Here is a 25,399-nt window from a genome sequence, read left to right as displayed (position 1 = left end):
AACAAAAAGGCCATCGCATCCAGCATCAAGAATCCAGAATCCAGCATCAAGAATCCAGAATCCAGCATCAAGAATCCAGAATCCAGCATCTAGGATCCAGCCTACGGCATCGCCAGAAACTCCGCGCTCGTCATCAGCGCCCAGACCAAATCCCGTACCGCCGCAGCCACATCCTTCCGCTCCGCTAAAAACGCCCCCGCAGCCTTTTCCTCCTCCGCATCCGGCGCTCTCCCATACACCATCGCAAACGCCTCCTTCACCCGGCTGGTAGGGTCTGGTAGTCCCGCGATCCTCTTCACGCTCCCCTCCTGCGCCGCCTGCATGAGCGCCGTCATTGTCGGCGATCCCGACAAAAACTGCGCCTGCTGAAACGTCGCAATGTACTCCTTCGGCAGCACCTCCGGCATCGCCGTGATCACCTGCCTGCGATACTCCTCCTCATCGGCCGGCAGGCCCAGCGCCACGCGCCAGGAGCGCGCCAGCTGCTCCGCCGTCAGCGGGCGCTCCGCCATGCCTGCAAAAAGCTCCGGCGCCACTCCCGCCCCCGCCGCGCCCAGCGCATACACCTTGCTGCGCACGATCTCCCGCACCACTCGCCGAGTGTCATAGCCGTGGGTCTCAAAATCTTTCGCCAGCCACTCCAGCAGCTCCGGGTGGCTCGGCGCGTTGCGCTCATTGATCTCATCCGGCGGATTCACGATACCACGCCCTACCAGCGCCGCCCACATGCGATTCACAAACGCCTTGGCCAGAAGCGGATTCCCCTGCGTGGCCGCCTCCGCAAACGCCTCGCGCCGCGAATACTTCGGCACCCGCACCTTCGCCTTCGGGTCCTCGTACAAATCGTCCGCATCCTTCTCCTGCGACTCCCCGGTTGGCCACACCTCCGGCAGCGTCTTCCCCGTCAGCAGTGCCACCACCGCCGGCTGCGATTCCTTCTTCAAATTGGTAAAATTCATGAAGCCCCCGATCGCGCTTTCCGCCACCGAGTTGCTGCCGTCCACATTCTTTCCGCGATTGAACGCCGCCACCAGCCCCCAGTAATGCGCCTGCTTGATCTCACGCGCCAGCGGATGGTCGTGGCACTGCGCGCAGTCGATCTTCGTCCCATACACCACCGGCGCCACCGCTTCCGCGATCTTTTGGAAATCATTCTTCCGCTCAAACAAAAACCATGAGGCACCCTTGCGGTCCGGCTCTTTCTCCGGTCTCGCGCAAAGCACATCATACACCACCTCGTTCCACGGGCGGTTGTCCTTGAAGGCCTTCTCCAGGAAAGTCCACCAGCCCGCGCCCTTGCGCCTGCCGTCCGGATTCCCGCGCTGCAGCCGCCCCATCAAAAACGCATCCCACAGCTCCCGCATCCGCACCGCATACTCCGGAGCCGCCAGCAGCTTGTCCACGAGGACATCCCGCTCCGGCTTCGCCACAAACGCCGCCAGCTCCTGCGCCGTCGGAATGCGCCCCGCCAGATCCAGATAAATCCGCCGGCACCACACCGCATCCGGCACCGCCGCCGCAGGCTTCGCTCCCGCGCGCTTCCATCCCTCTTCAATCAAAGTCGCGATCGCTTCCTCCCCCGACTTAAACTCCCGCGCCACCTTCGGCTTCTTCGTGTCCGCCGCCACCACCGGCCCCGTCGCAGACATCCCAGCGATCCACTCCCGCACCGCCGCGCGATCCGCCTCCGAGAGCTGTTTCTTCGGCGGCATGTGTGGGTCCGCGCCCTTCTCCAGGCTCGCAAACAGCGCGCTCTCCTCCGGCTTTCCCGGCACCACCACCGCGCCATTTTCGCCGCCCTTCATCACCATCGTCGGCGTGTCCAGTTCCAGCCCGCCTTTTTGCTCCAGCACCCCGTGACACTTCACACAGTTCACATCCAGAATGCCCTGCACCTTTCCCCACCCCTGCGCCCCGCCCTCCGCCGCCCACGTCATCTGGGCGAAACTCATGGAAGAAAGGATGAAAACAAAAGCGCGGCGCATCATGCAGAAAAGAGAACAAAAACGGGGGAGCAAAAACTACACCCCTCACCCCCATTTCTTGCGGAAAAAAAACGTGATACGGGCAGCCTGCCCGTCCCCACAGCGCCCCCGTCGCCCCAACCCTGTCAAACCTCCTGCCACCCTCAATTCGCGGCATACTCCACATACGCAAAGCTGAACGCCTTGTCCGTATAGACCACGCAGTGTCCAGTCTCCTCCCCCAGATCCATGCGCCAATACATCACCACCTCCGTCACATCCTCCCGCGCATGCAGATCCGCAAAAGGCGTCTGCCGAAACGAAAACGTCTCAGGCCCGTACTCCGCCTGCTTGAACGGCATCTTTTCCAAAATCCCCCGCAGGCTCGCCGGATCGCACTCAAAGTAGATCTTTGCCACATAGTCGGTCCACGCGTCCTCGCTCACACGCAGTTCACGCAGCCCCTCGGGCACATGCCCCGCCAGCGCCAGCGACACAGCCGCCCGCGGGTTCGTGCTCACAAAAGGCGCCTTGGTGGAGATGTTCATGAAATCCGCCACAAACCCCAGCCCCAAAGCCACCACCAGCGCCGGCACCAGCATCACCGTCCGTCTGAACCAAACCGAATATCGCAGGCTCACCATCACCCTTCGCACCAGCCACTGGCACCCCAGCACCACCGGCAGCACCACAGCCAGGACGAAGCCGCCGATAACCAGATTCTTGGAAACCACCGCCACGCAGGCAAACGCCAGCACCGTGGTCCACAAAACTGGAAACTTCAGCCTCACCTGCTCGCACCCTCCGTCTTCATCCGCTTAAAAGACCACAGCGGCTTTCCTCCAAAGCAGCGTGTCACATCACCCATTTCTGCCGTCTTCGCATCCCTCTGGGTCAGCCCCACAAAACTCCCCCTTTGATACAGGTGCAGCACCGGCCACATCGGCCCCTTTCCTTCCATCCTCAGAGTGATCTCTCCCGCATCCCCAATCTCATAGGCGCCCTCGACCGCAACACTTCCCTCTCTGACCTCATGAATCACGACCCGGCCCGGCGGACTCAGGGCGATGAATGCATGCGCCTCCGAGCCAGGAATCACCCCTTTGAGAAAAAAGGACTTTCTCCCACCATGCTCCGTGAGCCACCGCGTCGCCGCCGCTCGGTCCAGCCACACCTCCGGCACACCCGCATCCGCCGCCCGCAAACCCACATTCACCCCGCACACGCACAGGCAAACCCAGATCATCAAAATGCGCATCATAAAATAAAAGCGAGAAACTCCCCCCTCCGGCTCAGTCATTCATCGTTCAACGTCTCCCTTTTACCTCAGACAGCCGCCCATTGTCACGAACATCCGCCATGATCATTCCTCAAAATTCGCGGATATTCGTGCCCATTCGCGTTGGGTCATTCCATGCCCCCTCCGTGCGCGCGCAGCGCCCACAGGCCATCTCCGGCTCACGGTTGCCAAGCGGGGCGGCAAAGATCGCAGCATGCGGGTGGAAAAGGCCGGCTTTCCGCACTTAGTGGTGGGCATCACTCATGAATGCCCGGTCCATCGCACTGTCCACCGGCTGCTTTTACAGGCGCAGAATCTTCGATGTTTTGGCAGCCGTGCGTGACGCGGGCTTCGCCGAAATCGAAGTCTGCTCCTCGCCGCAGCATCTGGACTATCATGACACCGGGCAGACCCTGCGTGCAGCAGCGGAAATGCACCGGCTGGGGCTCGTCGCCGTTTCCCTGCATGCCCCTTTTGCCGCGCATATCGACATCACCTCTCCGGACGAGGCCGTGCGGGAGGCATCCGTGCAGGACTTGTTCCGCGCATGCGAAGCCGCAGCGCAGATGAATGCGCGCCATGTGGTGCTCCATCCCGGGCCCGAGCGCGAGGGCCGCCCTCATGAGGAGGAATTTCTGAGCCGCATGCATCATGCCGCCGTCTCGCTCAACCGTGTGGCCCGGCGCTGCTGCGAGCTGGGCGTGCACCTGCTGCTGGAAAACATGCTCGCGCATCTCATGTTCGGCCACGTGCGGGACATGCTGTATCTCCTTGGCGAGATCAAGACCTGCGAGGTGGGCGCCTGTCTGGACACCGGACATGCGCACCTCGCGCGGGAGCTGGACATGGTCATCCAAAAGCTCTCCGGCCATCTGTGCATGGTCCATGTCAATGACAACAATGGAGACTGGGATGCGCACCTCGCTCCCGGAGAGGGCGGCATTGACTGGCCCTGGTTCATGCGGGAGCTGCACCGGCGCCACTTCCATGGTCCCCTGGTGCTGGAGATGTCCGGCTCCACGGACGAGCCTGTCGCTGTGGTGCTGGAGCGGGCCGTCCGCGCCCGCGACTATTTGTGGCTGCTTGAGTCTCAGATCAAAGCGGAGGCTCGTGAGCAGCCGCCATCAGATTTTTAGTCTGATCCGCCCCTTCATGCCCCCTGTCTCAGCCTCTGGCTGAGAGCGGCCGGGAGCTTCTGCCCGTTGCAGCGGGCGGGCGTCCCCGCCATCCCTTCCTGCCGGTGGCACATGCCTGCATCCTTTGAATACCCCGTACGACAGTCCTGCGGTTCGTCAGCGGTTCACTGAGTTTCTCGGTGGCGGAGACCTGCAGCATGCCACCGCCGCCTACCTCACGCACTCGGATGGCGTGCAGTTTGACGTGCGCGAGCTTTACCCTCCCGCTGAGCTGGGAAGCTGCCTCGACCGCGAGCTGGATGTGGCGCGCTCTCTCGCGGACGCCTCCTCCTATCTCCTCCATCTCGATGTGGAGTATGTGAATTTCGATTCACCCACCGAGGCCTTCACGGACCCGTGGCGGGCCTTCGAGCTGCAGGAGCCGCTGGTGCGGGCCATCGAATCCGTGCTTCTCGAGCACGGCATCCGTCCGTTTCATCTCATCACCGGCCAGGGGCATCACTTCGTATGGCGCATCCAGCGCTCGTCCGCGGTGGCGCGGCGTCTACTGGCCCTGGCCCCGGCCAGGGAGCTGGCCGCCGAGTGCATGCAGCGCATGCCGGCGCTGCTGGCCGGCCGCATCGACTCCGATGCTCAAAACGCCTTCTTCGCCGTCGGCCTGCTGATCGAGCATCTCGCTCATCAGGTCAAAGAGCGTGCCACCAGCGCGAGCCAGCTGCCGGTGAAAATCACCGCCGTGCATGTGGGCCCGGTCGCCACCGGCCGTCGCGAGATCCTTTCCATCGACATCTCCGAATACGGCGATCCCCTTCAGACGCGCATGATCCGCATGCCCTTCTCCCATTACCTGAAGCCCTGGGTGGCCCGGGACGGCAGCACCGCGCACCTTGAGGATGAAGTGCCGCATATTTATTCCATACCCATGCACGAGATGGACTTCCGCCAGGCCATCAAAGTGCGCCAGGTGCCGGAGGAGGTGTGCGAGCTGGCAAAGCGCGCCTGCACCCGCATTCCGCTGGAAGAAGAAGGCACCGCGAACCTGCTGGAGCACTACCTCAGCTCGCGGCTGCGCCTCTTCCACGAGTACTTTTACTCCGAGCGTCATGACCCCCGCGAGTGCTGGCCGCGCACCTATCAGCAGACCCCGCTGGACACGCTGCCGCACTGCGCCCGGCATCTGCTGGAGTGGCCCAATGACCTTCTGCTCAAGCCCGCCGGCATGCAGCTGATCACACGCGTGTTCACCTCGCTCGGCTGGCATCCCCGCCACATCGCGGGCCTCATCCGTTCCAAGTTTGACAATCCCTCCTACGGCTGGGGCATCAGCTGGAGCGACTACGATCCCGGCACCCGTGCGGACTTTTACACGCGCCTCTTTGCAGGACAGCTCTACACCGGCCTCGATCACCTCATCGACTTCAACTGCACCTCCATTCAGGAAAAAGGCTTCTGCTTCCCGGATGGCACGGGCTGCTGCAGCGTGGCACCCTCCCACCACGCCCTGGCCGCTCGCATGCCCACCCTGTAGCGTCATCGGTTCATCAGCCCCGGGGATGAATGATCGACTGGCATGTTCGCCAGTCAGCATCATCGCAGGACGGTCGCGGCGAAGCCCGCCCGTCCATCGGCGCCCGGCAAACACCATGGCGTACAAACGCCCTCGCAGTCGGGCGGTTTGGCGGAGGGCACACTGGAGCATGAAACCTCCACGACGCCAAACACGACCGGCCTACGTCCGGAGAGCGCCCTCGTCCGAAACGCACTCTATCCTCGATCAAGAAAACAAAGCCGTTTCCACCAGGGCATGGTATAAAAGCCGCCGCCGTACCGCAGCGCGTCTGCGATACGGCGGCCTGCTTATACCGGTGCTCGTGCCGGTGCCGTGTGTCAGCGTCCGCCGCGGTTGGAAAGCGCCTTGGGGCTGGCTTTCAGCTGGCGGATGCCGCGATCTTCCCGCAGGTCCTTGGACTGCTTGAAGTTGTTGTGGTGTTTGCGCGGCCGCTTGGCGGTGTCGCTGTGGTTGGCGCCGAGTTTGCGCGGCAGCGGGGCGCTGCCACTGGCGGCTGCGTCAGCAGAATCAGGTGTCGTTTTCATGGGATGATAAGAGGCTCCGCACGCTCGCATGGGGCGCAAAGCGGTCTATGCCCTGAACCGCTTTTGACGCCCCATGGAGCATGGGAAAAGGCGCGTTGGGTTATTTCGGCGGCGTAGGAGCCGTCGGGGCGGGAGTTGGCGCAGGCACCGGCGTTGGTGCTGGTGCCGGCGTGGGCGTAGGCGTGGGCGCCGGAGTCGGGGCGGGTGTGGAGACGGCTTTCGGAGCCGGGGCGGGTGCGGCAGTTTCCTTGGGGGCCACGGTTGGCTTGACCTCCGGCTTTGGCTCTTTGTGGCAGGCCGACAGGGCGGCAAGCGAGAGGATGGCGAGGAGAGTGCTCGTTTTCATGTTGGTGTTCCTTCGTGTGGGTAAATCGCGAGTTCAGGAGCGCTCAGAGTGGTGGTCTCCCTCTCACGGGTTGTGCCTGATCTTACGCAGGGCCTGAATGCGCATGCCATGAGCAAGAGCGCTCTACGCTTCTCAGCCATTGGCTGACTGCGGATGCAGACATCCCCTCATTGATGCCTCTCCGCCCATGCACCACTGGCTGTGCATGGGCGGAAAACCGATGAACCATAGACTCCAGATTTTTCTCATGTCCTTTTCTCGCTCTCAGCAGCGGCAGCGTCCCCATGCACGCAGCCTGCATCTCCGCAAAACCACACCTGGATCTTCGCACATGAAGTCTTCGGCCTTCTGCCTTGTCCTCGCCCTGGTTTTCTCCGCATCCATCTGGGCGCAGCCGCCCGTCGAGGCCATCACCTTCGCAGCAGAGCCCGGCGTCATCTACGCCCCTCTGCTGGAGGTAGCCCGGCACCTGCACCTGGACACCACTTTCGACAAAGACGGCCGCTGCGTGCAGTTGCAAAGCTCCACCGTGAAACCCGGTTCGCTGCGCCAGTTTACAGACGGCACCGAGCTGCTTCGCGCCATCGACCTGCCGCTCGCGGATGCCCGGATCACCTTGGAAGAAAAAGACGGCGTCACTCTCGTCCGGCGTGGCTTCTATCGTCTGCGCCTGCTCATCGGCCCCAAGCGTGTGGAGGTAAATCTGGCCGCCCAGCAGCTGGAGGCATGGCAGGGCAGCCGCCTGGTGCTCAAGAGGCACATCAGCTCCGGTCGCCACGGCAGCACGCCCACCGGCAGCTTCACCGCCGGACCCTTCAGGGCCAGGATGCATTACTCCAGCCTGTTTCAAAACGCACCCATGCCCTGGAGCGTGCAGATCTACGGCCACGTGTTCATCCACGGCTTCACCTCCGTGCCGGACCACCCCGCGTCTCACGGCTGCATCCGCCTGCCGCTGGATGGCGGGAATCCCGCCCGCTTCTTCTACGAGTGGGTGGACGACGGCACGCCCGTGCGCGTGCTGCCCGGAGACACCCCCGCCTGACACCTTCCCGCTTCTCCCTCATGCGCCAGCGCCCCCATCATCTGCCTCCGGCACAAAAGCAGCACTGCGTATGACAGCGCCCGCAGCGCAAACCCGGCGCGCCGCCGTTATACCTGAAACCACAGAATAGCACAAAAAACCATCTTCCCCCGCCGCACCTCATGAAAGCACACCTCTCAGCGGTTCTTCTTTTCCTTTCCGGCCTGGCTTCCTGCTCGCAGATCCAGCCGGAGCTGCCACCCGACAAGGCAGTCGATTTCGTGAGCCAGGTGAAGCCTCTGCTGGAGTCCCGCTGCCTCGAGTGCCACCACCGCCGCTACGTGTGCGCCGGGCTGAACCTGGAGACCAAGGCTCTTGCGATGAAAGGCGGACGCAGCGGCCCGGTCATCGTTCCGGGAGCACCGCACCAGAGCCTGCTGTACAAGGTGCTGCGCCTCGGCCATGACAACCCGGTCTCCATGCCGCCCACTCCGGAAAGCCCCGAACCCGAGGAACTCCAGCTCCTGCACGACTGGATCCAGCAGGGCGCGCAGTGGCCCGCGGACGTGCGCCTCGTGCCGCCGCAGGACTGGAAACACCAGCGCAGCTGATCCCACGCCCATGAAGTCACGCAAGCCACTCCCTTTGTCCAAAGTTTACGGCCTTCTGGAGCCCGGTCCCGTTCTCCTGCTGACCACCGCCCACAAAGGCCGGCGCAACATCATGACCCTGTCATGGCACATGATGGTAGATTTTGAGCCGCCATTGGTGGCCTGCATTGTCAGCAATCTGAATCACTCCTTCTCCCTGCTGAAAGCTTCCAAGACCTGCGTGCTCAACATCCCTACCGTGGACATCGCGGAAAAAGTCGTGCGCTGTGGCAATGTCACCGGCGCTCGGACGGACAAGTTCCAGCGCTTCGGCCTCACCCCCCTGCCCGCCAGCACGGTGGAGGCGCCGCTCATCGCCGAATGCCACGCCAGCCTGGAGTGCCGGGTGGCGGACACCCGGCTCGTGTCCCGGTATGGCCTGTTTGTCCTGCAGGTCCTGCGCGCATGGATCGACCCCGCGGTGAAAGATCCCCGCACCCTGCACCATCGCGGCCATGGCTGCTTCATGGTAGCAGGAAATACCATCCGCCTGAAATCGCGGATGAAATAGACATCATCCCTCCCCGCTTTTATGAAAAAACTCCCTTGTGCAGCTCCGGCGCTTCCGCGGAAAGCGGCTGCGCGCTCTGCCACGGGGCCTCCCCCGCAGGCGCCGAAGCCTGAGTCCGCCGCACTGGAGATGCTGGTGGCCTCCACCACGCGCCTCTGGCAGATGCAGGACCTGCATGAGGGGCTGGAGGAGATTCTCGGCTCAGCCATCGCCCTGCTCGGCGCGGATTTTGGCAATGTGCAGCTTTTCGATCCCGCAGCGCAGATGCTGCGCATCGCCGTGCATCGCGGCTTCAAGAGGCCCTTCCTCGAGTTTTTCCAGGAGGTTTCCACCCGCGAGGGCTCGGCCTGTGGTCGCGCCCTGCGTTCAGGCAGGCGCATCATCATTGAAGATGTGGAAAAAGACCCCGGCTACCGCCACTGCCGTACGGTGGCACGTGCGGCGGGTTACCGGAGTGTGCAGTCCACACCGCTTTTCCACAGCGATGGCACACCACTGGGAATGATTTCCACCCATTTCCGCAAAGTCCATCGACCGGATGGCCTGGAACTTGCGCGGCTGGACCTCTACATGCAGATGGCGGTCAGTTTTATCGGTCGCTGCCGCGCGGAGGAGGCGCTCCGCGAGAGCGAGCGGCGCTACCGCCTCCTGGCGGACAATACCGCCGACTTCGTGGCTCTGAGTGATGTGAAGGGAAAGATCCTCTATCTCAGCCCCTCCTATGAGCGCCGGCTGGGCATTTCGGTCAGTCTCCTCAATGGCCGGGGCGCTGCTCCCTACATGCATCCGGACGACCTGAAAGCCATCCGCCAGGCACGAGCCGCCAATCTCGCAGGCACCAGCACCACCATCGAGTACCGCTTTCTCAAAAAGCCGGACACCTGGCTCTGGATGGAGGGGCACTGCACTCCTATTTGCGGTCCGAAGGGGCAGGTGGCCAGCCTCCTCCTCGTCTCCCGGGAGGTCACCGCACGCAAGCAGGCCGAGCTCGCTCGGCGCGAGAGCGAGGAGCGCTATCGCCAGCTCGTTCAATCACTGCCCGCAGCGATTTACACCTGCGATGTCTCCGGCCGCATCACCCTTTACAATGCGGAAGCCGTCAAGCTCTGGGGCCGCGAGCCAGATGCGCGTGACCGCTGGGACGCCTCCCACCGCATTCTGGATGCCGAGGGCAGGCCGCTCAAGCGCTCCCAGCTTGCCATCGTGGAGGCGGTGCGCAGCGGCGAACCCCTCCGCGGCATGGAGCGCATCGTGGAGCGTGCGGACGGCAGCCGCTCCCACGTCCTCTGTTTTCCAGATCCCGTGCTCGATGCAAACCTCCGGATCGTCGGCGCGGTGAGCATGCTGGTGGACATCACCCCGCTCAAGGACACCCAGTCCAAGCTGCGTGCCGCGCTCGGCGAGCTCCAGACGCTCTCTCATGCGGTGAAGCAGAGCCCGGCCGCGGTGATCATCACCTCCGCCGAGGGGGCCATTGAGTTCGTCAATCCGAAGTTCACCAGCGTCACCGGCTACACCGCCGCCGAGGTGCTCGGGCAGAATCCGCGCCTGCTCAAGTCAGGGGAGCAGCCGCAGTCCTTTTACAAGGCCATGTGGGAGACTCTCTCCGCCGGCAAGGAATGGCGCGGGGAGTTTTGCAACCGCAAGAAGTCCGGTGAACTCTTCTGGGAGTACGCCGTCATCGCCCCCATCATGGGGGACAATGGCAGGATCCGGCATTTTCTCGCCATCAAGGAAGACATCACCGAGCACCGCCGCGCGGTCACCATGCTGCGCGAGCGCGAGGAACGCCTGTGCGCCATTCTCAACACCGTGGCGGACGCCATCATCACCATCGACCAGCACGGCACCATCATCGCTGTGAATCCCGCCACGGAGCGCATGTTTGGCTACCCCGTGCAGGAGCTGGTGGGGCAGAATGTAAAGATGCTCATGCCCTCCCCCTACCACGCGGAGCATGCAAGCTACATCAGAAACTTCCACCGCGGCGGCAGGCCGGGCCTCATCGGCATCGGGCGGGAGGTCCAGGCACGCCGAAAGGACGGCAGCATCTTTCCCATCGAACTCGCCGTCAGCGAGGTGGATCACCTGAACCTCTACACCGGCGTCATCCGGGACATCACCAGCCGACGGGCCTTGGAGAAAGAAATCCTGGATGTCAGCGAGAGCGAGCGCGCCGCCATCGGCGAAGATCTGCACGATGACCTCGGGCAGCAGCTCGCCGGACTGTGGTGCATCAGCAAGGGCCTGCATGACAGCCTGAAGAAGCGCGATGCCCCTGAGGCAGGCGAAGCCGCAAAAATGTCGGACGTGCTCCGCCAGGTGCTGGCGCTCACGCGCAGCCTCGCCCAGGGGCTGCACCCCGTGGCGCTGGAGACGGGCGGCCTCGTGGCGGCGCTCAAAGCCCTCGCCGCGCGCACGCGCCTCATGTTTGGCGTGCCCTGCCGCTTTTACGGCCTGAACCGCGACATCGGGCTGGACCAGACCACCACCACCCACCTCTTCCGCATCTGCCAGGAGGCCGTGACCAACGCCGCCAGGCATGCGCAGGCTGCGCGCATAGACATCCGCCTCTCCACCCGGAAAGGGCAGGTGCTCCTGAGCGTGCGTGACGATGGCTGCGGAATTCCTGAGGTCAGTTCGTACACTCGGGGCATGGGTTTGCGTATCATGCACCACCGCGCCAGCCTCATTGGCGCTGATTTTAAAATCGAGCACGCCCCTCACGGCGGCACGCTCATGACCTGCAAAGTCCAGACACACACACCCAGCCCTGCGCCATGAAAAAAAATGCCGGCATCCTCAAGCGCGTCTTGATCGTGGACGACCATCCCGTTTTCCGGGACGGCATGCGCCGCATGGTGGAGGGAGATGGCATCTTCACCGTGTGTGGCGAGGCCGGCACCGCCGCCGAGGCCATGAACGAGGTCACCCATCAAAAGCCCGACCTGCTCATCCTCGATCTCAATCTGCCCGGCAAGAGCGGCCTGGAACTGCTGCAGGACATTCATGCCATGATGCCGGAACTCCCGGTGCTCGTCGTCTCCATGCACGAGGAGGGCCTCTTCGCCGAGCGCGTGCTGCGCGCGGGCGGGCGCGGCTACGTCATGAAGATGGAGGGCCCGGAGAAGATCATGTCCGCCGTGCATCGCATCATGGCTGGAAAGGTGGCCGTGAGCGAGCAGATGTCCTCCACCATCCTCGACTCCCTCTCGCGCCCCGCCGCCAAAAAAGGCGGCTCCGTCATCAGCGCGCTGACCACCCGCGAGTTCGAAGTCTTCCGCCTCATCGGCCAGGGAAAAGACACGCACGAGATCGCCGATGCCCTGCACCTCAGCACCAAGACGGTGGACACCCACCGCGCCAACATCAAGACCAAGCTCGCCGTGAAAAACAACACCGAACTCGTGCGCCAGGCAGTCTGCTGGTGCGGCGAGCAGGGCTGATCCGCCCTCCGGCTGTCGTTCGCCCGTGTTTGGCGTCATGGACGTTTCATGCTCCAGCGCCCCTGCGCCAAACCGCCCGACCACGACGATATCCGTACGCCATGGCACCTCGAAGCACGCTTGCAGACGCACGCGCTGTCACCACCCATGACCTAAGTGACCCGGAAGCCATTCTCACGCTCTTCCCAAGGCATGACCGGTGAGCAGATTGCTGGCGTCTTTCCGCACTTCATCTCAGCCGCAGGCTGAATGCGGCGGCGCTCTTTCGCTGATTGCCCGGCCTCCGCCCGAGGCGGATGGAGGCCCTGTGGAGGTTCTCCACACACAATCCAACACGAAATACCACCCCTATGATTTCCAAATTCTCCGTCGAATACATCATCCATCCGCAGCACAACAAACGCGTGGACACCCACCGCACGGACGACCCCGTGGAGCTGGAGGATTTTCTCATGCAGCTCCTCATCTCCGGCGCCCGCATCGTCGCCATCAAGCACGAAGGCATCGAGCGCGATCAGGCGCAGAGCACCCAGATGCTGCGTGTGGCCGCCGAGCGCATCGCCTCAAGTCTGCTCGCGGACTCCCTGGGCCTCGACGCCGCGGCGGTGAAGCATCGCTTTGGTTTCGCGGCCTGAGCCCTTTGCTCATGATCAACCAAGGATCCGCGCAGTCATGAAACCCTCCTCCACTCCGCTTTCGGCCGAGGTTCACAAGATCGTCCGCATTCAGGGCTGCAGCTACGCGCTGGAAGGGGAGCTGCAGCTGCCACCCGGCGCGCGTGGCCTCGTCGTCTTTGCCCACGGCAGCGGCAGCAGCCGGCACAGCCCGCGCAACCGCTTCGCCGCACAGGTGATGCGCGGCGCGGGTTTGGGAACCCTGCTGCTGAATCTTCTGACCCAGGCTGAGACAGAGGCGGATGTGTTCACCCAGGATCTGAGCTTCGATGTGGAAATGCTCGCTGGCAGGCTCGTGGCGGTGGCGCAGTGGCTGCACACCCAGCCTGAAACGCAGGGGCTGCCGCTCGGCATCTTCGGAGCCAGCAGCGGCGGCGGCGCGGCGCTGGTGGCCGCCGCGCGCCTCGGCAAAAAGATCTCCGCCGTCGTGCTGCGCGGAGGCCGCCCTGACCTCGCAGGCAGGGCGCTCTTCCATGTCGAAGCTCCCACGCTGTTCATCGTCGGCAGCCAGGATGACGTGGTGCTGGATCTGAATGGAAACGCCCTGGATCGCATGTGCTGCAGCGAGAAGGAGCTGCGTGTCATCACCGGCGCCAGCCACCTCTTTGAAGAACCCGGCAAACTGGAGCAGGCGGCGCAGATCAGCGCAGACTGGTTTTGCCGGCACATGGCAGCAGCAGCGGGGAAGGGGGACACAGCCCCATGAAGACGGTCGTTTTCAAAAACCGCGTGCATGCCGGAGAACTGCTCGCCGCGGCGCTCATGAAATACGCCCGGCGCACGGACGTCCTCGTGCTCGGCCTCCCGCGCGGCGGCGTGCCCGTGGCGTATGAAGTCGCCAGGAGGCTCCAGGCTCCGCTGGATGTGCTTGTGGTGCGCAAGATCGGTGTGCTCGGCCATCCTGAACTCGCCATGGGAGCCATCGCCAGCGGCGGTGTGACGGTGACCCACCATGAAGTGATGCGTGGCATGGACATTCCGCCATCCGCCTTCCAGGCCGCCGCCGCCGCGGAGCTCAAGGAGCTGCACCGTCGTGAAATGGCCTTTCGTGGCCGTATGGAGGCGCCGGAGGTCGAGGACAAAACCGTGATTCTGGTAGATGATGGTATTGCCACCGGCAGCACCATCCGTGCCGCCGTTTTTGCGCTCAGGCAGCAGCATCCCCGGAGCATCGTCATCGCCGTGCCCGTGGCCGCACCGGACACCTGCGCCGAACTGGAGCCCCTGGTCGATGAACTGGTGGCCCTCTCACGTCCCCACGGCTTCCTGGCGGTAGGCCAGTGGTATGAAGACTTCTCCCAGACGCAGGACGAGGAAGTCGCCAGCCTCCTCGCCAGCGCCGCCCACCCGGAACCCACTCCAGCCCCACGCTGACCCACCGAAAACCTCCAGCACAGCTCCGCCAAAATGTAGCGCGGTATTCCGATACCTCGCCCGCCCCTCTCGATCACATCGCCCGGCATCATAGCTACCCCTGGAAACCCCACATCACCCCAGGTTCGTATCAAGCCACCACCCGTATTGTAGTACCGGCTTTAGCCGGTTCCGAAAGCATCCTTTCCGCCATAAGCTCCCAAATACCGGCCCTCCTGCAGCGAGTCACCCGCCACTCCGCGTCACCCGCCACGCACTCGCATCCGCCAGCGTCCGCCAAACCCGCTCCGCCGCTGCCTGAAACCATCTCATCCACGGCCCTAGAGCACTCAGGCGCCCTGCCAATTGCCGGCACTTTGCCCCTCTTCAGGCTTTTGGCGAAGCCAGCATTCATCCCGGTGCTTCTCCCCTCAAAAACTCCACCCCTTCAAGGCCATGTCCATCCTTTGTGCCACCGACTTTTCCCCCTCCGCCCGCGGCGCTGCAGACGTTGCCGTGCTGCTCGCGAAGAAACTCAAGCTCCCCCTGCACCTCGTCTATTGCGGCGTCGATTACATCGTCATGGGCGATCTTCCGCTGCTCCTTCCAGACGACCGTCCCGATATCGAGCGCCTTCATGCCGAAGCAGAGCGACTGCGTGAATCCGGCGTGGAGGTCACCGAAGACCTCCGCCATGGTTCCGCGATCGCCGAACTCCTGGCCGCCGCCAAAGAGCTGCCCACCGAATTGATCGTGCTCGGTTTTGCCGGTCGCAGCTCCGGTCGTTCCCTGCTCGGCAGCATCGCTGAAAACGTGGCCGAAAACGCCCCGTTTCCCACGCTCGTCGTGCGTCAGCCGGATGTGCTCCTCTCCTGGCTGCGGGATACGGCCACGCTGGATCTCTTGTTCGGCGTCGATCTCGCGGGCACCTCAGACGCCGCCATCACCTGGATGGGAAAGCTTGCCGGCATCGGTCGCATCAAGGCAGGCGTCGCACACATCGAGTCCCTCCCGGACAAGGGCACCACCCTTGAGGAGCACCGCGCCCATGAGCGCGATGTGTGGGACAAAGTGCATGCCGCCCTGCCGGAGTTGTCTCTCACCGTTCACACCCGAGAAGTCTCCGGTCATCCCACGGAGCACTTCCTGGATCTCGTCAGGGAAAATGGGGCTGGCCTGGTGGTCATTGGCAGCCGTCAGCGCCATGGCCTGAAGCGCCTCTCCTCGGTCTCGTTTTCCAGACGCGTCCTCGCCTACGCCGGGACCAATGTGCTCTGCGTCCCCATGCATGCCGCAGTCGCCACCGCCATACCGGTCATTCACCGCGTGCTGGCCGCGGTGGACCTCGAAGGCCAGGACTGGGAGGTGCTGCGCCACGCGCACAGCCTGCTTGCCGGGGAAGGGGAGATCCGCCTCGTGCACGTCTGCCTGGAACCCACCAGCGGCATCAATCCCGTCATCGCGTCCAAGGTGTACTTCGACCACAGCCTCGCTGCCGCCGCGCAGCGGGAGGAGGCGGAGAAAACTCTCAAAGCCCTGCCTGCGTCGCTGCTGCACGCAGGCAATGTTCGCATCACCTCGGAAGTATTGACCCATCATGATGTGGCCGCCGCCATCTGCACCGCGGCGGAAAAATTCGGCGCCGATGCCATCTGCATGGGCGCGCGGCGCCGCTCCCGCATCGCCACCGCGCTGCTCGGCTCCGCGGTGCAGAGCGTCCTCTCCCACACCCACATCCCCGTCTTCATCACCGCACCTCCGCTCTCATGAACGCCGCTCCTCGCTTCATCAAAAGGTTCGCTGAAATCCACATTGAGGACGTTCCTCTCGTGGGTGGAAAAAATGCCTCCCTCGGCGAGATGTTTCGCGAGCTCGGCGCCCAGGGCGTGAAGGTGCCGGATGGCTTTGCCGTGACGGCGGAAGGCTACCGCCATTTTCTGCACAGCACCGGACTGGACGCACGCATCTCGCAGATCCTTGCCGGGCTCGACACCCGGGACATGGACAACCTCCAGCACCGCGGCGCTGAAGTGCGGCAGGCCATCCTCTCCACTCCGCTGCCGCAGGATCTTGAGGCCGAAATCCTCGCCGCGTATCAGCGGCTCGGCGGCGCACAGAAGCCACCACCAGACGTGGCCGTGCGCAGCAGCGCCACCGCCGAGGACCTGCCGGACGCCAGCTTTGCCGGCCAGCAGGAAACGTACCTGAACGTGCGTGGCGGCAGCTCCCTGCTGGAGCATTGCCGGCGCTCGTTTGCCTCTCTCTTCACGGACCGCGCCATCTCCTACCGTGTGGACAAAGGCTTCGACCACTGCGCCATCGCCCTTTCCATCGGCGTGCAGCTCATGGTCCGCTCAGACCTCGCCTCCGCGGGTGTCATGTTCACCCTCGATACCGAGACCGGCTTTCGCGATGTGGTGCTCATCAATGCCTCCTACGGCCTCGGAGAAAACGTCGTGCTCGGCTCCGTGAACCCGGACGAGTACTACGTCTTCAAACCCACGCTGAAGCAGGGCTTCCGCCCGGTGCTGCAAAAGCGCGCCGGCTCCAAGGAGTTCAAGCTCATCTACGACACCGGCGGCGGCCGCATGGTGAAAAACGTCCCCGTGCCTCCCGGAGACCGCGCCCGTTTCGCGCTCGATGACGACGACATCCTCCAGCTCGCACGCTGGGCCTGCGTCATTGAAGACCACTACTCCGCTAGGCGCGGCCGCCCCACACCCATGGACATTGAATGGGCCAAAGACGGCCGCAGCGGAGAGCTCTTCATCGTGCAGGCACGGCCCGAGACCGTGCAGGCGCGCAAAGACCGCGATGTCGTGCAGACCTGCCGCCTGCACCAGCGCGGTCCCGTGCTCCTCACCGGCCGCAGCGTTGGCAGCAGGATCGCCTCCGGTCCCGTGCGCATCATTCGCAGCGTGGAGTTTCTGCGAGATTTCCGCGAGGGCGAGATCCTCGTCGCAGACAAGACCGATCCCGACTGGGAGCCCGTGATGAAAAAGGCCGCCGCCATTGTGACCAATCGCGGAGGCCGCACCTGCCACGCCGCCATCATCAGCCGCGAGCTCGGCGTGCCCGCCATCGTCGGCTCGGAGCACGGCACCGAGGCATTGCAGGACGGTCGGCAGGTCACCGTCTCCTGCGCTGAAGGAGACACCGGCTTCGTCTACGACGGCATCGTCGGCTTTGACGTGCACGAGACCCGCCTTCAGGACCTCCCGCGCCCGCGCACCAGGGTCATGATGAACCTCGCCAATCCCGAATCTGCCTTCGCGCTTTCCTTTCTGCCAAACGATGGCGTCGGCCTCGCGCGCATGGAGTTCATCATCTCCACCCACATCAAGGTGCACCCGCTGGCACTCATTCACCTGGGCCAGCTCGAAGATGCCGCCGCCAGGGCCGAGATCGAAAAACTCACCGCGGGCTGTCCTGACAAGCCGCAGTACTTTGTGGACCGCCTCGCTCAAGGCGTGTCCATGCTTGCCGCCGCCTTTTATCCGAAGGACGTCATCCTTCGCCTCAGCGACTTCAAGTCCAACGAATACGCCAATCTCATCGGCGGCAGGCAGTTCGAGCCGCAGGAAGAAAATCCCATGATCGGGTTTCGCGGCGCCAGCCGCTACTACCACCCGCGCTACCAGGAAGGCTTTGCCCTCGAATGCCGCGCCGTCCGCAAAGTGCGCGAGGAGATGGGCCTCACAAACCTCAAGGTCATGATCCCCTTCTGCCGCACCGTCGAGGAAGGCCGCCGCGTTCAGGCCGAAATGGAAAAGCACGGGCTCGTCAGCGGTGTGAACGGCCTTGAAATCTACGTCATGTGCGAGATCCCCAGCAACGTCATCCTCGCCGCCGAGTTCGCCGAAATCTTTGACGGCTTCAGCATCGGCTCCAATGACCTCACCCAGCTCATCCTCGGCGTGGACCGCGACAGCGAGATCGTCGCGCCCATCTTTGACGAACGAAACCCCGCCGTGAAAAACATGATCGCCAGCGTCATTCGCACCTGCCGTGAGAAAGGCCGCAAGATCGGCATCTGCGGCCAGGCCCCGAGCGACTACCCCGACTTCGCCCAGTTCCTCGTCGAGCAGGGCATCGACAGCATCTCCCTCAATCCCGACACCATCCTCAAGACCAGCCTCGCGATTTTGGAAAAGGAAAAGAGCGGGCGCTGAAAAAATTCATGGCCCCAGAATGGAACACATCCGCTTTCAGGCCGCGTTATCTGGGGCCGAAGGTGAGACATCGCCCGCGCCCATGAATGAACGTCCATTGCTCTCCCGGCTGATCGATCTGGCGATCGTCATCTGCCTCTTCATCACCCTGGGAGCATTGATTTATGGTCACGTCGGAGGCGAATCCGTCGGCCTCAGCCTGACCGACAGCTACGTCACCGAATACATGAAAAAAGCCCCGCACTGGCCCTGGCTCATCGTCGCCAGCTTTGCCTTTGCCATGCTGCTCTTCCTGCTCGCACTCGCCTTCCTGCGCCAGAGTGAAGGAAACATGCTGACCCTCATCGGCAGCCTCCTCCTCGCCGCCACAGCCATGGGCGAATTCTTCGTGGCCTATGCCCCCATGCGGCGCGTCGAGCAGCCCCCGCCCCCGGCGCATGAATGGTGGACGCCCACCTGGTGGTTCACCTCCAGCACCTCGCGCACCCCGTATGAACACGGCATGGCGGACGCCTACGCAGACGTTCACTACCGCGCCATCCGTCTCGTCATCACCACGGGCCTCACCGGCATCTTCTGCATCGCCACCGCAGCAGCGGCCACCCCGCGGCACCGCCCCTTCGGACGGCGCACCCTCGCAGCAGTCCTCGCCATGGCCGTCCTCTTTTGGACCGGAGATCACGCCACCCAGCATCACGGCACCTGGCAGCGCCTCGGCTTCGCCACCATGTACGCCTGGCTCTGGTACGCCCGCCAGACCATGTCGCCCAAAAACACCGCAGTGCCGGGGAAGCTCACGCTTGGCAGCGAGGTCGAGGCGTCAGCCAAGGGTTGAAGATTGGCCTGTATGTGGTGCTCGTTTGCCCAAGATCCGGGAGGTGAGCCAGGAGGTGCAGAGGCCGAGGAGGACGGAGAGGCAGAAGGAGTACAGTCCCCAACGAACTTTGACGGTGACGAGGTCCCCGACTTTCACGAGGCAGACGAGGAGGGCCACCACGAAGACGTCCAGCATGGACCATTTCCCCAGCATGGCCACGCTCGCGGCGATCCTGCCGGAATGGCGGTGCGCTTTAGTGAGCCAGGACCAGGTGAGCAGCCAGATTTTCAGCACGGGAAAGAGGATGCTGAAGATGAACACGAGCACTGCGATCCAGCGATCGCCACCGGCGGCGAGATCCTGGATGCCTTCAAGCATGGAGTAGGTGGTCTCCTCCTTGAAGATCCACAGTCCTTTGTGCAGCGTCATCATGGGAGCAAAGAGTCCGGCGCCAAACGTCAAGGTGTGGAAGAACGTGAGAAACTTGTAGATCTCCCAGGCTTCGGGACTTGTCCGGGCATGGGGCTGGAGGTGGGAGTGCTGCATGGGCGGCGGGAAATTCAGGGCTGCTGCTTGTGGAAGTCTCCGAGGATGCCGCCCACGGGCCTGACTCGCTCGAGTTTGAAGGAGCCGGCCTCCGAGGTGCGGGTGATGCGCACTCGCGCCGCAGGGGCTCCGCCAGCCTGATGGTCATCACCCAGAAGCTCGATGACCTGGCCAGCGTCGTCCAGCACCCTCACTTCGACCGGGACCATCTCTGTCTGGAGCAGCTGGCGTCCGCTGACGGTCGTGTAGAAGGAAAAGCTTTTTTTCTCCGCATTGATCTCCACCCTCGCTTTGCCGGTGTCTGAGATGAAGACACCGGCATACTTCAGCAGCAGGTTTGGCGGAGCGGCATGGCCCGGGCGCTCGGGTGGCGGTCCGCCTGAGGGAAATGCAAAACGCACCATGCTGATGGTGAGATAGAGCGCGATGACGATCACAAAGCAGCCACAGCCCAGGATTCTGCGGCCGGAAGATGCTGGCGTGTTGCTGCCTGGAGGCTGGGTGGGATTGTTCCTGTTTGGAGTTGTGGGCGTTGTCATTGGGGTGAGTCGGGGGTGAAGTGGTGAAGCACGCGGGTGGTGTTTTTGGGCGAGGGTGCGCATGCCGCCACCACCGCTTCATTCAAAGGTTCCTGGAGTCGCAGGGCATCGCGGAGTCTTTTTACCAGCGGCGTGTCGCGCACCTCCCAGGTGTCTGCGGCGAGCATGGCGGGCAGCCCGCCCTGGGCGGAGGGCACCAGGGTAAGAAAGATGGGAGAGTGCACCCCTGCTGCCTCCGTGCGCGGAGCGGGGAATGCGGCCACCGCAAAGCCGTCCTTCCGGCCGGTGACATTCGTCGCGAGGGGCCTCACTTGAAAGCACCAGCCTTCCAGCGGTGCCTGCAAGGCGTCGGCATCGGCATTCCACACGTCCCTCAGCATGAGGGTTCCTCCAGGTTCTGCACCGGAGCCGAGCTCGCGGATGTTCCGGGCGAAGCGGTCGCCATGCATGATGTGGACGCAGAAGGTGTGCTGCGCCTCCACGAGCGCGAGCATGCCGGAGAGCACGCGCCGCCTGCCAGCCAGAGAGAGCGGGGCGGTGCCACCGTCCGCGTTTGCGGCGGCAGCTGCATCAGCTGCGCGCGAGGCCTTGGGATGGGTGGCACTGCTGGCGCATGCGCTGAGAAGGCAGGCAAAGGCGGCGGGCAGCAGGGATGAAAAGCAGCGGAACATGGATGGTCAGGGTTCAGGGCTCGGTGGGGGAGATGGACTGGGTGTAGGACAGGTTGAAGTGGAAGTCTGCGTCCAGTCTGATCTTGGCATTGAGGTCTCCGATGCGGGGCAGACAGCCGTTGTACTTGGAGCCGTCCACACGCAGCTCGCCGTAGCGCACACTCTGGTTTTCAGCGTCCAGCCAGATCTCACCGGAAAACCTGCCGTCCTCCGGCGTGAGCTTCGTGGAGTGAGTGCCGCCGTCCACCGTCTCGACCTCGAAGCGGAGATCTGTGACAAGACTTCTGCCGTCCACGATGCCGCGGGGGATGAACCTGAGCCTGAAGCCGTTGATCTCCTCCACGGTTCGTACCGGAGACTGGTTTCTCACGACTTCCGCGCGGACGATGGCGGATCCGCGAAAGGAGCCTTTCACCGTGGGGTGGACCATGGCGTCCAGCGTCTCGCCCTCGACGACCCACTGGTCGCCTTCTTTTCGCTCTCCCTGAAAGCCCAGCATGGCCTCGTAGAGGAGCTTGGACTCGCGCTTGATGACGTCATTGACCATGGTGCTGGCGTGCGCGCCGGTGGCCACCACACGCTTGTCCCGCAGCTCCGCGGGAGAGACTTTCACGGCGGCGTTTCGCATCGAGTTGGGCCGGGTCCATTCCAGAAGGAACCATTGTTTTGACAGGGCGCCCATTGACTGGAACGCGAGTTCCAGCGCGCCGCCGCCCAGGAGGTCCGGAGAGCCCGTCTTCTGGCGCACGATGATGTAGCTGCCGCCGAAAACTTCGGCGTTGCGCTCCTTCACCTCCACATGCGGCTGCCACTCGGCTGGCAGGTCATACCAGAGCCGCTGCGCCCACACCTCCCAGAAGCCGGCCTCCACCTTCAGCTCCAGCGGGTTGGTTTCGCTTTTCATGATGTCACACAGCTGGTAGTAGCGCCTGGCGGAGCCGTTGTAGTTGGCCTGCTTCTCCAGTTCGGTGTTGTAAACCATGGCGCCCTGATAGTGAAAGGAGCGCGGCTGGTGGCCCGCGGCGGAGCGGTCGGTCATGTTGACCTCGATCTTGGTGTTGGTGAGCGAGATGTCGGCCTTGACCTCGGTGCGGTAGGCAAAGTTTTTTTTCCAGAGGAGCATGTTGGAGTCCAGGTTCAGAGAGGACTGGGCGCGCAGGCCGGGCACGCAGGCGAGCAGCAGCATGCCGGCGCGAAGAAGCAGGGGGCGGTGGGGATGTGTATTCATGGAGTGCGGGAGAGGGGGAAGGGGATGGGGTTAGTGGATCTCGTAGTTGCTTTTGTTCTTGAAGGTGAGCCAGGTGCCGAGGAGGAAGAACAGGCCGGACAGCAGGCTGCAGGCGAGCGTCTCCAGCCCGATGATCCTCAGCAGCAGTTGCGGGAATGCGCCTTCCCCGAGAGGCTTGTTTTCCTCCTCCAGGATCTCGCGGACCTGCGCGAGCGTTTCCTTGTTGGTAACGCGTTTCCAGCTTTGCCAGCTGGCTGCGACCTCGCCGGTGAGCTTGTACTCAAAGTCTTCATTCCTCTTCACGTAGCGCTCGGAGGACTCGAGGACGTCCTTGTCCAGCACGCGGCCGATGTTGAAGAAGTAACGCTGCGGCAGGAGAAATGAGACGTCTTCCAGCAGGTGAGGCCAGAAGCCTGCGTGGGGCTGCGCGCTGTAAAAAGTGGCGGGCATGGAAAGAAAGGGCGCGGGACACTGGAGCTTCAGATACAGAGGCGGCGCCACGGGCATGGCGCTGCCGTCTCCCTTTAAAACTGCGGTGGAGGAAACCATGGAGACGACCACGATTCCGACGGCGATCTTCAGAGCGCCCAGGGTGTCCTTGGCCACGCAGCTGATGAGGGTGCCCAGTCCTGTGCCTGACAGCGCACCCATGAGAAGGCTGGAAAAAAACAGGCCAACTACAAGGAGAAGGGAAGGAAGGCCTGCCACGGTTTCGATGAAGTACACGGGCAGCTGCGACTGATTGACGAAGACATTGAAAAGGCTGTCCTCCCCGCGCAGCGCTGAAAAAAGGAGCACCGCTGCCGCAAAGACGCTGAGCTGAAGCAGGGAGAGGAGAAAGCTGACCAGCGCATTGGCGAAGATGTAATTGAAAAAAGGACGGCGCATGGCCAGCACCCAGTAGTTCCACTCACCGGAGGCCACCGCGCCATTGACGATCTGGCAGCTGTTGAAGATGCCGATCCAGAAGGCGTAGATGGTGCTGAAGAAGATGAAGCGCTCGGGATTGATCTCATTGCGCGCGAGAAACGCGGCAAAGACCACCAGCCCGACGAGCAGAGGAATGAGGAAGACCGCCCGCTTTCCCTTGCCCTCAAACTGTTTGCCATAGGCACGGCGCAGCTCTCCGCGCAGGGTGGAGCACAGCAGCGGGAGGCCGCCGGATTTTGCCAGGACGGGCGCGGCGCTGCCTGCCGTGGAAGCTGATGCAGTTTCCGAAACGGACGCGCGCTGTGAGCGGGCGGCGGCTGCGGGGACGAATGTGCTGCGGCTTTTTTGCTGGCCGTTGAGCTCCGCGAAGTGCTCGGAACTGACGAAATCCTGCACACTCCCGCAGAAGGCCAGCTGGCAGTGCTTGCTGCCGGAAGTCCCGGGTCCATCTCCCCGGCATTCTTCTTTGCGAACGTAGAGCACGCGGTCAAAGAGGCCCTCCCCCGTGGCTTCATCCCTTTCTTCCAGCAGGGAGAGTGCATGGGTGGCGATGACGAAGGAGATGCTGATGTCTGTGAAGAGCTGCCGCGTCTGCTTCAGGAAGCGGAAGTACTCACGCTGCGTGGCATTGTCCAGGCCGGTGGTGGGTTCATCCAGGAGGAAGAGCACCTCCTCCCGCCCTGCCTCGCGGTCACGCAGTTCCACGCCGGTGAGGCGGGCGATGATCTCCACCCTCTTGCGCTCGCCGCCGGACAGGTCTTTGAGAGGCTGCTCCAGCACATTTTCCAAGCCGAACGCCCGGCATTTTTCGCGCAGCTTTTCCATGGCGGCGTCCGGCGGGCACTGCAGGGCGACGGCGCACACCACATCCACCATTTCAGAGAGGCAGAGCCGCTGCATGGAGCGGTCTTCCGGCAGCTTCTGCGGCAGGTAGACCAGATTCTCATCCCGCAGGGCTGCGCGCAGGTGGGCTGGAGAGGAAAAGGTCTGCTGCGAGACGGCAGTCCTGCCTACTCGGAACAGGTCAAAGCTCACCGCGTTTCTCTCCTTCATCCACGGTCCGAGCGGGTGCCCGGTGATGATGCTGAGCAGCACGGATTTGCCGGCCCCGCTCCTGGCCACCAAGGCGCAGAACTCCCCGTGCAGCACTTCCAGTTTGTCGATTCGCATCGAGATGGCCTTCGAGTGCGCTTCGAAGTTTAGGATTTCAAGACAGGGCTTCGTGGTCATGGGCGTGGAGAGAGAATGGGTCGGGATGAGGGAGGCGAGGCGCAGCGGTGCAGAAGCCGCGCTGCGGTGGCGGCTGAAAGCGCCGGGTCTCTAGCGGGAGTCCTTTTTGAAGTTGGAGATGAGAAAGCTTCCGCGGTGGCTCTCCGGCGAGTAGTGCGCGAGATCCGTCATCATCACTTTGTTTTGCTGGAAGAGTTCGCGGAGCTTCTGCGCCGCGTCCGCGTCCTCGATCTCCCAGGTGTCTGAGGAAGACATGGCAGGGAGTCCGCCCCGGGCATCTGGGATGATGCTGAGGTAGTGCGGCCATTTGAGGTCCTTCTCAGGGAAGGCCAGCACGGCAAAGCCGTCCTTCTTCTCCGGCCCGTAGACGACGGGACGGCATGTGAAAAGATAGCCATGCACGGCTATTGGCTCGTCCACGGCGTCGGACGCATTGTAGGCCTTCTGGACCATGACGGTGCCGCCTTTCTCATTCACGGACCCCAGTTCCTTCACATTGACGGCGAAGCGCGTGTTGTGCGTGACGTGCACGTAGAAAGTGTGCTGCGCCTCCACCAGTGCCAGGGAATCGCTGAGGACCTCGTTGTACTGGTCCAGCGTCGGGCGGGGTGGCGGAGGCGGAGGAAGTGGGTCTTTCGGGCCACCCGTAGGATCGGGGGCGTTGATCCAGCGCCCGACCTGCCGGGGCAGCTCCGGACGAAGCGCGCTGGCGAGGACGCCCAGGCCAAAAAAGATCGCGTAGAGCACAAGGCTGCTGACACGGAGAATGCGGGGAAACTTCATGGTAGG

At 63.3% G+C, this 25,399-nt stretch carries 24 protein-coding genes; 13 read left to right on the top strand and 11 right to left on the bottom strand.

The genetic code is table 11. The annotated features are described in order from the left end of the window. Positions 1–101 precede the first annotated feature (101 nt). The 3 genes from ACILSO_RS23300 to ACILSO_RS23290 form a co-directional block, all read right to left on the bottom strand. Complete coding sequence (locus ACILSO_RS23300; protein WP_395739873.1) at positions 102–1,952, bottom strand: DUF1549 domain-containing protein; 1,851 nt, start codon at positions 1,950–1,952, stop codon at positions 102–104. Positions 1,953–2,128: 176 nt separating this feature from the next. Then, entirely contained in the window at positions 2,129–2,755 is a 627-nt protein-coding gene (locus ACILSO_RS23295) for a hypothetical protein (RefSeq protein ID WP_395739872.1), read from the bottom strand. Beyond that, entirely contained in the window at positions 2,752–3,225 is a 474-nt protein-coding gene (locus tag ACILSO_RS23290) for a hypothetical protein (protein WP_395739871.1), read from the bottom strand. The genes ACILSO_RS23295 and ACILSO_RS23290 overlap by 4 nt, the downstream gene beginning before the upstream one ends. Positions 3,226–3,506: 281 nt before the next feature. On the opposite strand from ACILSO_RS23290, the gene ACILSO_RS23285 reads away from it, so the two are divergent. Together ACILSO_RS23285 and ACILSO_RS23280 are read left to right on the top strand one after the other, a co-directional pair. Further along, positions 3,507–4,379: a sugar phosphate isomerase/epimerase family protein gene (locus tag ACILSO_RS23285; protein ID WP_395739870.1), complete on the top strand. Its 873-nt coding sequence runs from the start codon at positions 3,507–3,509 to the stop codon at positions 4,377–4,379. Positions 4,380–4,503: 124 nt separating this feature from the next. Continuing rightward, the gene (locus tag ACILSO_RS23280; protein WP_395739869.1) at positions 4,504–5,907 is read left to right on the top strand and encodes a hypothetical protein; all 1,404 of its coding nucleotides are present in this window, start codon (positions 4,504–4,506) and stop codon (positions 5,905–5,907) included. Between the two features lie 359 nt (positions 5,908–6,266). On the opposite strand, the gene ACILSO_RS23275 is transcribed toward ACILSO_RS23280, so the two are convergent. Continuing rightward, positions 6,267–6,473, bottom strand: a complete 207-nt coding sequence (locus ACILSO_RS23275; RefSeq protein ID WP_395739868.1) for a hypothetical protein — start codon at positions 6,471–6,473, stop codon at positions 6,267–6,269. Positions 6,474–6,573: 100 nt separating this feature from the next. Next, positions 6,574–6,819 carry a hypothetical protein gene (locus ACILSO_RS23270; RefSeq protein WP_395739867.1) on the bottom strand — a complete coding sequence of 82 codons (246 nt, stop codon included), beginning with the start codon at positions 6,817–6,819 and terminating at the stop codon, positions 6,574–6,576. A 331-nt stretch (positions 6,820–7,150) separates the two neighbouring features. Between ACILSO_RS23270 and ACILSO_RS23265 the strand changes: the two genes are divergently transcribed. The 11 genes from ACILSO_RS23265 to ACILSO_RS23215 all read left to right on the top strand — a co-directional run bounded on the left by ACILSO_RS23265 (position 7,151) and on the right by ACILSO_RS23215 (position 19,484). After that, positions 7,151–7,864 carry a L,D-transpeptidase family protein gene (locus tag ACILSO_RS23265; RefSeq protein ID WP_395739866.1) on the top strand — a complete coding sequence of 238 codons (714 nt, stop codon included), beginning with the start codon at positions 7,151–7,153 and terminating at the stop codon, positions 7,862–7,864. A gap of 161 nt (positions 7,865–8,025) precedes the next feature. Beyond that, complete coding sequence (locus ACILSO_RS23260) at positions 8,026–8,454, top strand: c-type cytochrome domain-containing protein (protein WP_395739865.1); 429 nt, start codon at positions 8,026–8,028, stop codon at positions 8,452–8,454. A gap of 10 nt (positions 8,455–8,464) precedes the next feature. Next, positions 8,465–9,004 carry a flavin reductase family protein gene (locus tag ACILSO_RS23255; protein ID WP_395739864.1) on the top strand — a complete coding sequence of 180 codons (540 nt, stop codon included), beginning with the start codon at positions 8,465–8,467 and terminating at the stop codon, positions 9,002–9,004. Positions 9,005–9,025: 21 nt separating this feature from the next. Then, entirely contained in the window at positions 9,026–11,788 is a 2,763-nt protein-coding gene (locus tag ACILSO_RS23250) for a PAS domain S-box protein (RefSeq protein WP_395739863.1), read from the top strand. Continuing rightward, a complete protein-coding gene (locus ACILSO_RS23245; protein ID WP_395739862.1) occupies positions 11,785–12,450 on the top strand; it encodes a response regulator in 666 nt (221 codons plus the stop codon). The genes ACILSO_RS23250 and ACILSO_RS23245 overlap by 4 nt, the downstream gene beginning before the upstream one ends. 350 nt (positions 12,451–12,800) lie before the next feature. Further along, a complete protein-coding gene (locus ACILSO_RS23240) occupies positions 12,801–13,085 on the top strand; it encodes a hypothetical protein (RefSeq protein WP_395739861.1) in 285 nt (94 codons plus the stop codon). A gap of 37 nt (positions 13,086–13,122) precedes the next feature. Beyond that, positions 13,123–13,830, top strand: a complete 708-nt coding sequence (locus tag ACILSO_RS23235; protein ID WP_395739860.1) for a dienelactone hydrolase family protein — start codon at positions 13,123–13,125, stop codon at positions 13,828–13,830. Then, positions 13,827–14,498, top strand: coding sequence for a phosphoribosyltransferase (locus ACILSO_RS23230; protein ID WP_395739859.1), 672 nt, complete (start codon positions 13,827–13,829; stop codon positions 14,496–14,498). Before ACILSO_RS23235 ends, ACILSO_RS23230 begins: the two co-directional genes overlap by 4 nt. A gap of 435 nt (positions 14,499–14,933) precedes the next feature. Continuing rightward, the gene (locus ACILSO_RS23225) at positions 14,934–16,247 is read left to right on the top strand and encodes a universal stress protein (protein WP_395739858.1); all 1,314 of its coding nucleotides are present in this window, start codon (positions 14,934–14,936) and stop codon (positions 16,245–16,247) included. Beyond that, positions 16,244–18,649: a phosphoenolpyruvate synthase gene (gene ppsA, locus ACILSO_RS23220; protein WP_395739857.1), complete on the top strand. Its 2,406-nt coding sequence runs from the start codon at positions 16,244–16,246 to the stop codon at positions 18,647–18,649. Before ACILSO_RS23225 ends, ppsA begins: the two co-directional genes overlap by 4 nt. 82 nt (positions 18,650–18,731) lie before the next feature. Continuing rightward, complete coding sequence (locus tag ACILSO_RS23215; protein WP_395739856.1) at positions 18,732–19,484, top strand: DUF998 domain-containing protein; 753 nt, start codon at positions 18,732–18,734, stop codon at positions 19,482–19,484. Here the strand turns inward: ACILSO_RS23215 and ACILSO_RS23210 are convergent. The 6 genes from ACILSO_RS23210 to ACILSO_RS23185 all read right to left on the bottom strand — a co-directional run bounded on the left by ACILSO_RS23210 (position 19,470) and on the right by ACILSO_RS23185 (position 25,393). After that, positions 19,470–20,012, bottom strand: coding sequence for a paraquat-inducible protein A (locus ACILSO_RS23210; protein ID WP_395739855.1), 543 nt, complete (start codon positions 20,010–20,012; stop codon positions 19,470–19,472). The genes ACILSO_RS23215 and ACILSO_RS23210 overlap by 15 nt on opposite strands. Before the next feature lie 14 nt (positions 20,013–20,026). Continuing rightward, positions 20,027–20,551: a hypothetical protein gene (locus ACILSO_RS23205; RefSeq protein ID WP_395739854.1), complete on the bottom strand. Its 525-nt coding sequence runs from the start codon at positions 20,549–20,551 to the stop codon at positions 20,027–20,029. Continuing rightward, entirely contained in the window at positions 20,548–21,222 is a 675-nt protein-coding gene (locus tag ACILSO_RS23200; RefSeq protein WP_395739853.1) for a hypothetical protein, read from the bottom strand. Before ACILSO_RS23200 ends, ACILSO_RS23205 begins: the two co-directional genes overlap by 4 nt. 13 nt (positions 21,223–21,235) lie before the next feature. Then, on the bottom strand, positions 21,236–22,450 hold the full coding sequence (locus tag ACILSO_RS23195; RefSeq protein WP_395739852.1) for a hypothetical protein: 1,215 nt from the start codon (positions 22,448–22,450) through the stop codon (positions 21,236–21,238). Between the two features lie 30 nt (positions 22,451–22,480). Continuing rightward, positions 22,481–24,610: an ATP-binding cassette domain-containing protein gene (locus ACILSO_RS23190; protein WP_395739851.1), complete on the bottom strand. Its 2,130-nt coding sequence runs from the start codon at positions 24,608–24,610 to the stop codon at positions 22,481–22,483. Positions 24,611–24,700: 90 nt separating this feature from the next. Continuing rightward, positions 24,701–25,393: a hypothetical protein gene (locus tag ACILSO_RS23185; protein WP_395739850.1), complete on the bottom strand. Its 693-nt coding sequence runs from the start codon at positions 25,391–25,393 to the stop codon at positions 24,701–24,703. Positions 25,394–25,399 lie beyond the last annotated feature (6 nt).

The organism is Prosthecobacter sp., from assembly GCF_044226605.1.
Lineage (GTDB): Bacteria > Verrucomicrobiota > Verrucomicrobiia > Verrucomicrobiales > Verrucomicrobiaceae > Prosthecobacter.
This window is presented reverse-complemented; position numbering and strand designations above follow the sequence as displayed.